Source organism: Streptomyces sp. NPDC056503, from assembly GCF_042794995.1.
Taxonomy (GTDB): domain Bacteria; phylum Actinomycetota; class Actinomycetes; order Streptomycetales; family Streptomycetaceae; genus Streptomyces.
In genome coordinates this window covers 6,554-18,271 of sequence record NZ_JBHTST010000019.1, presented here as the reverse complement: position 1 = coordinate 18,271, position 11,718 = coordinate 6,554, and the positions used below count along the sequence as shown (strand labels likewise).

The 11,718-nt window shown below is 73.8% G+C and carries 12 protein-coding genes; 7 read left to right on the top strand and 5 right to left on the bottom strand.

The window, feature by feature from the left end:
• Window positions 1-139 precede the first annotated feature (139 nt).
• Both ACFQ8C_RS08225 and ACFQ8C_RS08220 read left to right on the top strand, forming a co-directional pair.
• Window positions 140-967 (top strand): TIGR02452 family protein, encoded by an 828-nt coding sequence (locus ACFQ8C_RS08225; protein ID WP_383453483.1) that lies wholly within the window; start codon window positions 140-142, stop codon window positions 965-967.
• A 221-nt stretch (window positions 968-1,188) separates the two neighbouring features.
• Window positions 1,189-1,359: a hypothetical protein gene (locus ACFQ8C_RS08220; protein ID WP_383453481.1), complete on the top strand. Its 171-nt coding sequence runs from the start codon at window positions 1,189-1,191 to the stop codon at window positions 1,357-1,359.
• A 105-nt stretch (window positions 1,360-1,464) separates the two neighbouring features.
• On the opposite strand, the gene ACFQ8C_RS08215 is transcribed toward ACFQ8C_RS08220, so the two are convergent.
• The 3 genes from ACFQ8C_RS08215 to ACFQ8C_RS08205 form a co-directional block, all read right to left on the bottom strand.
• A complete protein-coding gene (locus tag ACFQ8C_RS08215; protein ID WP_383453479.1) occupies window positions 1,465-2,892 on the bottom strand; it encodes a flotillin family protein in 1,428 nt (475 codons plus the stop codon).
• 94 nt (window positions 2,893-2,986) lie between these two features.
• A complete protein-coding gene (locus ACFQ8C_RS08210; RefSeq protein WP_383453575.1) occupies window positions 2,987-3,190 on the bottom strand; it encodes a hypothetical protein in 204 nt (67 codons plus the stop codon).
• A gap of 79 nt (window positions 3,191-3,269) precedes the next feature.
• A complete protein-coding gene (locus ACFQ8C_RS08205; protein ID WP_383453478.1) occupies window positions 3,270-4,538 on the bottom strand; it encodes an MFS transporter in 1,269 nt (422 codons plus the stop codon).
• A 156-nt stretch (window positions 4,539-4,694) separates the two neighbouring features.
• On the opposite strand from ACFQ8C_RS08205, the gene ACFQ8C_RS08200 reads away from it, so the two are divergent.
• The 3 genes from ACFQ8C_RS08200 to ACFQ8C_RS08190 all read left to right on the top strand — a co-directional run bounded on the left by ACFQ8C_RS08200 (window position 4,695) and on the right by ACFQ8C_RS08190 (window position 7,482).
• Window positions 4,695-5,741: a LacI family DNA-binding transcriptional regulator gene (locus ACFQ8C_RS08200; RefSeq protein WP_383453476.1), complete on the top strand. Its 1,047-nt coding sequence runs from the start codon at window positions 4,695-4,697 to the stop codon at window positions 5,739-5,741.
• Between the two features lie 17 nt (window positions 5,742-5,758).
• Window positions 5,759-6,028, top strand: coding sequence for a hypothetical protein (locus ACFQ8C_RS08195; RefSeq protein ID WP_383453475.1), 270 nt, complete (start codon window positions 5,759-5,761; stop codon window positions 6,026-6,028).
• A gap of 266 nt (window positions 6,029-6,294) precedes the next feature.
• Window positions 6,295-7,482 (top strand): thiolase family protein, encoded by a 1,188-nt coding sequence (locus tag ACFQ8C_RS08190; RefSeq protein ID WP_383453473.1) that lies wholly within the window; start codon window positions 6,295-6,297, stop codon window positions 7,480-7,482.
• 85 nt (window positions 7,483-7,567) lie between these two features.
• Here the strand turns inward: ACFQ8C_RS08190 and trxA are convergent, their stop codons facing one another.
• Window positions 7,568-7,942: a thioredoxin gene (gene trxA, locus ACFQ8C_RS08185; protein ID WP_383453471.1), complete on the bottom strand. Its 375-nt coding sequence runs from the start codon at window positions 7,940-7,942 to the stop codon at window positions 7,568-7,570.
• A gap of 111 nt (window positions 7,943-8,053) precedes the next feature.
• Here trxA and ACFQ8C_RS08180 point away from each other — a divergent pair, with 111 nt between their 5' ends.
• The gene (locus tag ACFQ8C_RS08180; RefSeq protein WP_383453470.1) at window positions 8,054-9,523 is read left to right on the top strand and encodes a dihydrolipoyl dehydrogenase family protein; all 1,470 of its coding nucleotides are present in this window, start codon (window positions 8,054-8,056) and stop codon (window positions 9,521-9,523) included.
• 292 nt (window positions 9,524-9,815) lie between these two features.
• Here the strand turns inward: ACFQ8C_RS08180 and ACFQ8C_RS08175 are convergent, their stop codons facing one another.
• Window positions 9,816-10,421, bottom strand: a complete 606-nt coding sequence (locus ACFQ8C_RS08175) for a TetR/AcrR family transcriptional regulator (RefSeq protein ID WP_383453468.1) — start codon at window positions 10,419-10,421, stop codon at window positions 9,816-9,818.
• Between the two features lie 109 nt (window positions 10,422-10,530).
• On the opposite strand from ACFQ8C_RS08175, the gene ACFQ8C_RS08170 reads away from it, so the two are divergent.
• Window positions 10,531-11,718 (top strand): purine-cytosine permease family protein (locus ACFQ8C_RS08170; protein WP_383453466.1); only part of this gene is annotated, 1,188 nt, incomplete at its 3' end.

Below are 11,718 nucleotides of genomic sequence, written 5' to 3'. Positions count from 1 at the left end.
GCGCCTCGGCGTCGCCACGCGCGCCCCCTGTGCCCCCGGACGTCCGTAAAACACCCCCCGACCCGCTGTGACGGGGGAGTCGGGAGAGGAGACGGAAAATCGTTTGTCCCCATCCCGCCGAAACGATCATTCTCGTGGCATGAGTGCACGACTGCGCGAGATCGCGCGGCAGACCGAGGAGATCGTCGCCGCGGCCTCCTACACCGCCCCCGACGGGCGGACCGTCTCCTTCCACGAGGACCTCGCCGCCGCCCTGGCCGGAACCCGGCTGTACGGTCCCGAGCCGATCCCCGTCACCCCCGCCACCGGCCGCGCCGGCCGGATCGAGGTCACCGGCGAGAGCAGCCTCGCCGCCGCCCGCCGGATGACCGCCGCCGACCCGGCCCGGCCGGTCGCCGTCCTGAACTTCGCCTCCGCCCGCAACCCCGGAGGCGGCTACCTCAACGGCGCCCAGGCCCAGGAGGAGGCGCTGTGCCGTTCCTCCGCCCTCCACGCCACCCTGCTCCGCGCCCCCGCGTACTACGAGCACCACCGGGGCGACCGGGACACCTTCTACACCGACCGGGTGATCCACTCGCCCCGGGTCCCGGTCTTCCGCGACGACCGCGGCGCCCTGCTCGCCACCCCCTTCACGGTCGGCTTCCTGACCTCGCCCGCCCCCAACGCCGGCGTCGTCCGCCGCCGGGACCCGCGCCGGGCCCCTCTGCTGCCGGCCGCCCTGGCCTCCCGCGCCGAGCGGGTCCTGGAGACGGCGGTCGCCGAGGGGTACCACCGGATCGTCCTGGGCGCCTGGGGCTGCGGCGTCTTCCGCAACGACCCGGCCGAGGTGGCGAGCGCCTTCGAGAGGCTGCTGAGCGGTGAAGGCCGGTTCGCCGGTCACTTCGAGGAGGTCGTCTTCGCCGTCCTGGACCGTGCCGCCGGGACCCCGACCCTCGCCGCCTTCCGACGGATATTGGATCCAAGCTGACGCACGGTGGATCCACGCTCACGGATGACGGTGGATCCACGCTCACGGATATCGAATCCGGGCTGACGCATGCTGGATCCGACCCGACCGACACCCGACCGACAGGGGATCCGATCTCCCTATTTCCCCGGTATGCGCTCTTCGTGCCGCCGTGCGAGCCTGAAGACACACGGACTCGCGTCCGAGCCGCGTCCGAGAGTCGTCGTACGGGAGGCACGATCGTGGGCAAGAAGCAGACCCGGGTGAACAAGGGCGCCCGCACGGGTGGTCACGAGCACCGGGAGGTGACGTCCGCCAAGGAGAAGGGCGGGACGACCGCCGCGAGCGAGTCGCCGAGGCCCGTCATCGAGACTGCGTCCCACCGCAGAGAGCGGAAGTTCGGCCACAACTGAGGTCCGGCCCCCGGCCGAGCGAGGGATCCGGGGAGACGGGCACGGGCCGGGCCGGGCACCATGACGGTGCCGGGCCCGGCTCGCGTACGTACGGGGTCCGTGGGGTCACGCGTCGTCGCCGACGGTGATCTCGATTGTCGTCACCTCCTCGTCCCCTGCCGCCCGCGCGGCCGGCACGGCGGCCGCGGCCGGCCGGTCGGAGCCGTTCGGGCCCATCGTGGCGAGCAGCTGACGGGCCAGGCCGAGCCCGGTCCCGCCCATGGTGAGCGCCTTGGCGAACATGTCCGCCATGCCGTCGGCGCCGTTCAGGAGGATCATCTGGTCCACGTTCCCGAACGCGGAGGCACCGGCCTCGACGATCTCCGGCCACCGCTCGGCCAGCTGCTGCGCGACCACGGCCTCCTGGTTCTCCGCGAGGGCCGCCGCCCGCGCCTTGATCGCCTCCGCCTCGGCCAGGCCCTTGGCGCGGGTGGCCTCGGCCACCGCCAGGCCCTTCGCGTGCGCCGCCGCGGCCTCGGCCTCACCGGTGACCCGGGTCGCCGTCGCCGTCGCCGCGCTCGCCAGCTCGGTCTCCCGCGCCTTGGCCTGCGCGGCCGAGATCCGGGCGTCGCGCTCGGCCTCGGCCAGGGTCCGCGTCTCGTACGCCATCGCGTCGGCCGGCTTGCGGACCTCCGCCTGGAGCTGCTGCTCCTTGCGGTGCCCCTCCAGCTCCGCGACCCGGGTCTCCTGGACGACGACCTCCTGCCGGGAGGCGGCCTCGGCCAGCGGGCCGGCCTGCCGGGCCCGGGCGCTGGCCTGGTCCCGTTCGGCCTGGTAGCCGGCCTGGAGGATCTCGCTGTCGCGGGTCGCCTCCGACATCCGGGCCGCCGCCTGCTGCTCGGCCTCGGTCGCCCGCCGGTTGGCCTCCGCCTGCGCGATCCGGGCGTCGCGCTGGACGGCGGCCGCGTGCGGGGCGGCGAGGTTCTTGATGTAACCGGTCGGGTCCTCGATCTCGTGGATCTGGAGCGAGTCGACGATCAGACCGAGCTTCTCCATCTCCGTGCCACAGGCGGAACGCGCCTGCCCGGTCAGCTTCTCCCGGTCACGGATCATGTCCTCCACGGTCAACCCGCCGACGATGGCGCGGAGATGACCGGCGAAGACGATGTGGACCCGCTCGCTCATCAGCTTCTGCTGGTCGAGGAAGCGGCGGGCCGCGTTGGCGATCGAGACGAAGTCGTCGCCCACCTTGAAGATCACCACACCCCGGACCTTGAGCGGAATGCCCTGGTGGGTGACGCATTCGACCGACAGCTGGGTCTCGTTGAGGTCCAGCGACAGCTTCCGCACCGCCTGCACACCGGGCACCACGAGGGTGCCGCGCCCGGTCACGATGCGGAACCCCATGCCGTCGCCGAGGCCCTCGTTCTTGTGGTTGGAACCGGAGATGATGAGCGCCTCGTTGGGTTCCGCGACGCGCCACATCATTTTGAACAGGACGATCAGGACGACGAGCGCGCCGACGACGGCGCCCGCCAGAATGCCGATGCCCATGGGAAAGGTCCCCCTTCACCGGAGCCGTGCGGATCCGGTGAAGGGAGTGTGCGCCCGGGACGGCCGCGGCTCAACGGTCGTGCCGGACGTCGTGTCAGACGCCGTACACGGCTGTGACATAGACGGTGCGCGGAGGGAGGTGTTCCACGACGGTCACCAGGGTGCCGACCTCGATCCGCTCCTTCGGGGTCGCCGCGTACGCGAGGAAGTGCTCGGCACCGCCGCGGATCCGCAGGATCACCTCGCCGACGAGCCCGGGCCCGACGGTCCCGGTCACCCGGCCGAGCAGTCCCACCATCGAGCTGTCCATCGACTCGTTCATGACCGAACGGTACGTCAGAACCCGCCGCTCCGGAGGGGGTTGCGACCCGTCCTGATCAGCGGACCGAGCGGATCGGCCGGACCGCGAGGGCGCCCAGGACCGACAGGACGGCCGCGACGAGGAACAGCGGGGTGTAGCCGCCGCCGATCGAGACCACCGCCGAGGCGACGAAGGGCGCCACGATCTGCGGGCCGGCGTTGGCGATGTTCAGCACGCCCATGTCGCGGGCGGCGTCCTCCGCCGCGGGCAGCACCATCGTCACCAGGGCCGTGTCCACCGCCATGTAGCAGCCGAAACCGAGGCCGTTGACGACCGAGAAGGCGAGCATCGCCGTCCAGCTGCTGGAGAGCGCCGGGATGAGCAGCGCGCCGGCGGCCAGCGCCGCGGAGGCGCCGACGAAGAGCTTGCGGCGGTCGTAGCGGTCGGAGAGCCAGCCGCCGAGGACCGTGGAGACCACCATGGCGAGGGAGTTGACCGGCATGAGGATGGCGACGGCCTCCTCGGCCGACAGCCCGGCCGGCAGGACGGTGTGGTCCTTGAGGATGTAGAGCTGGAAGCCGGACACCGCGAAGTAGCCGAGGACGAGCAGCGCCCGGCCGATGAACGCCCATCGGAAGTCGTGGTCCTTGAGCGCGCTGCCGAAGGCGGCGATCTGCGCCTTGACCGGCAGTGGCGCCTTCGCCGGCATCCGCTCCTCGCGGGCGAGCGAGGTGAAGACCACCGAGGTGACGGCGATGACCGCGCCGAAGACCAGGTAGCCGGTCCGGTAGTCGTCGGAGAAGGCCGCGCCGACCAGGGCGCCGATGGCGGAGCCGATCGGCAGGCCGAGGCCGACGGCCGCCGACGCCTTGCCGCGGGAGGCGAGCGGGACCCGGTCGGGCACCACGGAGGTGATAGCCGCCTGGTAGACGTTCATCACCGCCTGCCCGAGACACCAGGCGATGGTGACCAGCAGGATCGTGTGCACGCTGCCGAGCAGCAGCATCACGGGCACGGCGAGGAGACCGCCGCCCAGGATCCACGGGTTGCGCCGCCCGGAGCGGTCGGAGAGCGCGCCGGCGACGGGGTTGAAGACCGTCGCGAAGATCGCGGATATGCCGGCGACCAGTCCGAAGTTGGCCACCTTCTCGGCCGGGTCGACGGCCTCGATCTGGAGCGCGAGCAGCATGCCCGCCACGCCGATGTAGAGCGCGTACATCGCGCTGTTGCCGAGGAGCAGCAGCGGCAGCAGTCCGCGGGTGGGGCGGGGGGCGGCGGGGGAGTCGGGGCCGGCGGCGGGGGCGGAGCCCGTACCGGCGCCGGTCCCGGGGGAGGAAAGGGCCACGTTGCCCTCCAGAGGAGAACGCCCGATGAGGGGGCGGAAAATGGATGATTTAGGCGAAGTGACACGTGTCAGTGACGCGTGTCAGCATTGTGTAGCACCCGATTCCGGCCATCCGCCAGACCCTGCGCCGGATTGTTCTGGAAAGATGCCGAAGCGATGAGTCAGTCGATCGAACAGCCTGCCGACGGCACCCCGGGCCGCACCCCCGCCCGTGCCGTGCCGACCAGCGCCGACGTGGCGCGTCTCGCGGGCGTCTCCCGGGCCACCGTCAGCTACGTCCTGAACAACACCTCCGCGGTCCGCATCAGCGAACCGACCCGCGAACGGGTCCGCGAGGCGGCCCGCGAGCTGGGCTACGTCCCCCACGCCGCCGCCCGCACCCTGCGCGCGGGCCACAGCCGGATGGTGCTGCTGCCCAGCGCCCACGTGCCCGTCGGCCCGCTCTACAGCCGCTTCTTCAACGACCTCCAGTGGGCCCTGCGCCGCCTCGACTACACCGTCGTCCAGTACGGCAGTGTCGGCCTCGCCCCCGAGGACGCCGCCCGCGCCTGGGCCGAGCTGCGCCCCGCCGCCGTCGTCTCGGTGGGCGAGGTGGAGGTGACCCCCGGTGCCGTGGAGATCCTCAAGCGCTCCGGCGTCAAGGCCGTGATCACGGTGGGGACGCGGCGGACCGAGGGCGCCCACTCCCTCGTCCTCGACCAGCCGAGGGTCGGCCGGGTCGCCGCCGAGCACCTGATCGCGACCGGTCGGCGCCGGATCGGCGTCGTCGTCCCCGAGGAGCCGGGCCTCGGCATGTTCTCCGGACCGCGCCTGGAAGGCGCCCGCGACGCCGCCGAGGCCGCCGGTGCCACCCTCGTGCCCCTCCCCCTCGCGTACACCGAGGAGTCCGCCGCGGAACTGGCCGGACGCTGGCCGGAACTCGCCCTCGACGGGGTCTTCGCCTACAACGACGAGTACGCGATGCTCCTCATGCGCGCCCTCCAGGACGCCGGCGTCGCCGTCCCCGAGGAGACCGCCGTCGTCGGCGCGGACGACCTCCTCCTCGGCCGGCTGCTGCGCCCCCGGCTCAGCACCGTGCACATCGACCTGCTCCAGGGGGGCGAGCTGGCCGAGCTCGTCGACGGCGCGGTGAACGGCACCGCGGACGAGTCCGGCACCCGCCCGCTCCTGGACTCGCGGGTCGTCCGGCGCGAGTCCAGCTGACCGCTTAGCGTCGGTGCATGAGCACTCACCCCAACCGTTACGAGATCCTCCTGGTGCCCGGCCACGTAGAGGACCGGGGCGGCGCGAGCGTCGCCGACAGCGCGGTGCGCTCCGCCGTGGTGGAGCGCACCGGCCGCTACGGAGAGACCGGCTACCCGATCTACGAGGGCCACGGCATGCTCGCCGACATCGACCCCGAGACGCGCACGGTGGAGGCGCTCCTGGTCGACGGCCGCGAGCTCGACTACGGCCTGGTGGCGCTGGTACGGGACGCGAAGACGGGCTGAGGGGCGGGGCAAGGCCCTTCGGGCGGGCCCGGCCCCTCCTCATCGACCTCCTCGACGGCCTCCTCGCCGTCGAGGAGCGGGCACGGCTGTCCGCGGGGCCGGAGGGGCCAAGGGCGGACGGGGGCCCTCGGCCGAGCGAACGCCACCTTGGCCCGTGCGCCGTTGACAGGCGCGGCACCGGGGCCCAGACTCTGCGCGCGCAGAAGCGCGAAACTTGTTTCACCAGGCGAACAGAGTCGTTCCGCCGGTCACCCGGGAGAGATCCGATGAGCATCCGCGACGTGTACATCGTCGACGCCGTCCGCACCCCCATCGGCAAGTTCGGCGGCGGCCTCGCCTCCGTACGGCCGGACGACCTCGCCGCCCATGTCGTCAGGGCCCTCGTCGACCGCACGCCCGACCTCGACCCGGCCCTCGTCGACGACGTCTACTTCGGCGACGCCAACGGCGCCGGCGAGGACAACCGCGACGTGGCCCGGATGGCCGTGCTCCTCGCCGGCCTCCCCGTCACCGTCCCCGGCGTCACCGTCAACCGCCTCTGCGGCTCCGGCCTCGAAGCCGTGATCCAGGCCGCCCGCGCGATCGCCCTCGGCGACGCCTCCGTGGCGATCGCCGGCGGCGTCGAGTCCATGTCCCGCGCCCCCTGGGTGCTGCAGAAGCCCGAGCGCGCCTTCCCCGCCGGCCACCAGCAGCTCCACTCGACCACCCTCGGCTGGCGCATGACCAACCCCGCGATGCCCGCCGAGTGGACCGTCTCCCTCGGCGAGGGCGCCGAGCTCGTCGCCGACCGGCACGCCCTCGGCCGCGAGGCGCAGGACGCCTTCGCCCTGGACAGCCACCGCAAGGCCGCGGAGGCGTGGGCCAAGGGCCTGTACGACGCCGAGGTCGTCCCGTACCCGGGCGCGGAGCTCGACCGCGACGAGTGCGTCCGTGAGAACACCTCCCTGGAGGCGCTCGGCCGTCTCAAGCCGGTCTTCAGGGCCGACGGCGGCACCGTCACCGCCGGCAACGCCTCCCCGCTCAACGACGGCGCCGCCGCCCTCCTCCTCGTCGACGAGGACGGGTTGCGCGAGACCGGCCGCGAGCCGCTCGCCCGGATCCGGGCCTCCGCCGTCACCGGCATCGAGCCGCAGCTCTTCGGCCTCGGCCCGGTCGCCGCCGTCCGCCGCGCCCTGGGCAAGGCCGACCGCTCCTTCGCCGACCTGACCACCTTCGAACTCAACGAGGCCTTCGCCGCCCAGGCCCTCGGCTGCCTCGCCGAGTGGCCGGAACTCGACCCCGCGATCGTCAACCCGCGCGGCGGCGCCATCGCCCTCGGCCACCCGCTCGGCGCCTCCGGCGCCCGCCTCGCCGGCTCGGTCGCCCACCAGCTCGCCGCCGCCGGCTCCGGCACCGGCCTCGCGGCCCTCTGCATCGGCGTCGGCCAGGGCCTCGCCCTGGTCCTGGAGCGCTGACCGCGCCCTCCCGTGGGGCACGGCGTACGGAAACGGGAGAGCCCCCGCCGGAGCGGGGGCTCTCACCGTACGCGGGGCGTCCGGGTCACTGGGACGGGGCCTGCTGCTGCGCCGCGACCGACTTGCGGACCTCGTCCATGTCCAGCTTCCGCGCCTGGCCGATGACGTCCTCCAGCGCGGCCTCGGGCAGCGCGCCCGGCTGCGCGAAGATTGCCACGTTGTCCCGGACGATCATCAGCGTCGGGATCGACTGGATCTCGAAGGCGGCCGCCAGCTCGGGCTGCGCCTCGGTGTCCACCTTGGCGAAGACCAGGTCCTGGTGGCGCCCGGAAGCGGCCTCGTAGACCGGGCCGAACTGACGGCACGGCCCGCACCAGGAAGCCCAGAAGTCGATCAGGACGAAGTCGTTCCCGCTGACGACCTCGTCGAAGTTGTCCTTGGTGAGCTCGATGGTGCTCATGCTTCCGCCTTTCGGTCTCCTGTGGTGTCCTCACGGTCCCCTGGGGACTCGCCCCGCACAACGGCCTATCGAGCCGCGCTATTCCGGCCCCCACCCACCAGACTGGTCCCCATGACGCGAACGGTGGAGAACGAGCACGCGAACGAGCACGAGTACGACGTGGTGGTCCTCGGCGCGGGTCCGGTGGGCGAGAACGTCGTCGACCGGGTGCGCGCGGCCGGACTGACCGCCGCGATCGTGGAGGCCGAACTCCTCGGGGGCGAGTGCTCCTACTGGGCGTGCATGCCCAGCAAGGCGCTGCTCCGCCCGGTCCTCGCCCGCTCCGACGCGCGCAAGGTCCCCGGTCTGCGCGAGGCGGTCTACGGCCCGCTGGACGCCCTGGACGTCTTCGCGCACCGCGACGAGACCGTCGGGCACTGGAAGGACGACGGCCAGGTCGACTGGCTGGACTCGATCGGCGTACGCGTCTACCGGGGGCACGGGCGCGTGGCGGGGCCCCGCCGGGTCGCCGTCGACGGCCCCGAGGGCGAACACCACGTCCTGACCGCCCGGCACGCGGTGGCCCTCTGCACCGGCAGCCGCGCCGTGCTGCCTCCGCTGCCGGGGCTCTCCGGCGCCCGCCCCTGGACCAGCCGGGAGGCGACCAGCGCCGACCGGGTGCCGGGCCGGCTGCTCGTCGTCGGCGGAGGCGTCGTCGGCGTCGAGATGGCGACCGCGTGGCACGCGCTCGGCTCCCACGTCACCATGCTCGTCCGCGGCGACCGGCTGCTTCCCCGGATGGAGCCCTTCGTCGGCGAGCGCGTCGCCGAGGCGCTGCGGGCGCGCGGGGCCGACGTCCTCACCGGCGTCTCCGTCGAGGCGGTCGTACGGGACGGGGGCAGCGGTCCCGTCACCGTGGTCCTGGAGGGCGGCGACACCGTCGAGGGCGACGAGGTCCTCTTCGCCACCGGCCGGGCCCCGCGCACCGAGTCCGTCGGCCTGGAGACCGTCGGCCTGGAACCCGGCTCCTGGCTCGACGTCGACGACAGCCTGCGCGTCGACGGCACCGACTGGCTCTACGCGGTCGGCGACGTCAACCACCGCGCGCTCCTGACCCACCAGGGCAAGTACCAGGCGCGGATCGCCGGTGCCGCGATCGCCGCCCGCGCGGCCGGCACCCCGCTCGGGGACGCCGCGGCCTGGGGGCCGCACGCCGCCACCGCCGACCACGCCGCCGTCCCCCAGGTGGTCTTCTGCGACCCCGAGGCCGCCGCCGTCGGCCTGAGCCTCGCCGAGGCCGAACGGGCCGGGCACCGGGTCCGCGCCGTCGACGTCGAGATGAGCTCCGTCGCCGGTGCGGGCCTCTACGCCCAGGGCTACCGGGGCCGCGCCCGGCTCGTCGTCGACCTCGACCGCGAGGTCCTCCTCGGCGCCACCTTCGTCGGCCCCGCCGTCGGCGAACTCCTCCACGCCGCGACCGTCGCCGTCACCGCCGAGGTGCCCGTCTCCCGCCTGTGGCACGCCGTGCCCTCGTACCCGACGCTCAGCGAGGTCTGGCTCCGCCTGCTGGAGGCCTACCGGGACGGCGCCGACCCGGAGTGAACCCCGAGGAGCGCGCCCACGGGTACGGCGTCCCCTGCGCCCGCTGCGGCGCCCCGGTTCCGGCCGGCGCCGGACTCCTCCGGCACGGCCGCCGCGGCCGGGACGCCCGCCGCCCCGGGCACGCTCCCGCGCCCGGCCCGTAGCCGTCCGGCCGCCACCGGCCCGGCGGCCGTCCGCTGCCCGCCGTGGCCGAGAGGTACGGGGTTCCGCGCGAGTACCCCGGTGGTCCGCACGAGCGCCCCGGTGGTCCGGCCTCGGACGCGCGGGCGGTGCTGCCGGACCGACTCGGGGTTCAGGCGCGGGGGACGAGCAGGGCCGCCGCGGCCCGGGCGGAGTCCAGCGCCGGGCGGGCGCCGGGGGCGGAGTCCTGGCCGAGGGCGACCCGCGTGCTCAGGCCGTCGAGGAGGGCGAGGAGTTCGGAGGCGCGGGCCGGCGCGTCGAGCGGGGCGAAGCGCCCGCGGGCCGCGCCGGCGGCGAGCAGGGACTCCAGGTCGCGCTGCCAGTCGGCGTCCAGTTCCCGCTGGGCCTCGCGGAGTTCGGGGTTGCCCGCGGTCCTGGCCCAGAGCTCGATCCAGAGCGTCCAGCGCGGATCGCGCGGGCCGCGCGGCAGGTAGAGCCGGAGGAAGTCGTCGAGCTTCCGCTCGGCGCTGGTCCGGCGGCCGAGCAGCGCCCGGCGCTCCTCGGCGAGCGCGGCCTCGCTCCAGCGGAGGGCGGCGAGCAGCAGCCGGTCCTTGGATCCGAAGTAGTACAGGATGTGGCCGCCGCTGGTGCCGAGCCGTTCGGCCAGCGCGGACATGGTGAGGGAGGCGAGGCCGTCCTCGGCGATCGCCGCCATGGCCTCCTCCAGCATCCGCTCCTGGGTGACGTGTCCGTCGCGCCGCCGTGTCGCCCCTGCCACCGTCGCCGCACCCCGTTCCCTCGCCCGGCTGCCCGTCCTCGTACGGCATCGACCTTAACCGGATCTCCGGCGGGGTCTTGACGTGGCCGGAACCTGTCGCCCATCTTGAATGCCATTCAAGAACTTAGAACGTCATTCAAGATACGTCGTTCAGGATCCGGACGTACGAGCAGCAGAGGAGCGTGAGGTGCTCGACAACGAGACGGCGGCACCGCCGACCACCACCCGGGACGAGGTCTTCCAGGTCGAGGCGCACGGCATCGACCCCATCCCCGACGCCGAACGCCACGGCAGCGCCAAGGACGTCTTCTGGGTCTGGTTCGGCTCGAACCTCACCTTCACCTACGTCATCAACGGCGCCCTCGCCGTCGCCTTCGGCCTCTCCTTCTGGCAGGCGACCGCCGTCGTCGTGATCGGCGGCCTCTCCTTCCTGGCGATCGGCGCCGCCGGCCTCGGCGGCGTCCGCACCGGCACCGCCACCCTCGTCCTCTCCCGCGCCGCCTTCGGCCCCCGCGGCAACCGCCCCGCCGGCGCGCTCAACTGGGTCGTCAGCATCGGCTACACGGTCGTCAACACCGTCGTCGGCACCCTCGCCCTGGAAGCCTTCCTCGCCGCCCTCGGCTGGTCCGGCGGGGCCGCGCCCCGGGCCCTGGCACTCGCCGTCACCCTCGCCCTGACCTTCGCGATCTCCTTCTGGGGCCACGCCACCGTCCAGTTCGCCGAGCGCTGGATGGCGTACGTCCTCGCCGTCGGCTTCGGCGTCCTCGTCGTCCTCCTGGTGCCCGGCGCCGACACCGCCGCCCCCGCCACCGGGCCCGGAGCCGCCGGCTGGAGCCTGGCCTTCGTGGTGATGCTGGCCGGCCCGTTCTCGTACCTCCCGATGCCCGCCGACTACACCCGCTACCTGCCCCGCACCACCAGCCTGCGCGCGGTCACCGTCAGCGGCGCCCTCGGCGGCTTCCTCTCCTCGGTCGCCCTGGGCGTCGCCGGTGTCGCCGCCGCCACGCGGACGGACATGACCGACGCCGTCGCCGGCGCCGAGAGCCTGCTGCCCGGCTGGTTCCGGCCCGTCTTCCTCGCCCTCGTCCTCGGCGGCTCCGTCACCAACTCGGTCATCACCCTCTACTCCTCCGGCCTCAACCTCCAGGTCCTCGGCATCCCCTGGAACCGCGCCGGCGCCCTCGCCGTCAGCGCCGCCGTGACCGCCGCCACGCGGACGGACATGACCGACGCCGTCGCCGGCGCCGAGAGCCTGCTGCCCGGCTGGTTCCGGCCCGTCTTCCTCGCCCTCGTCCTC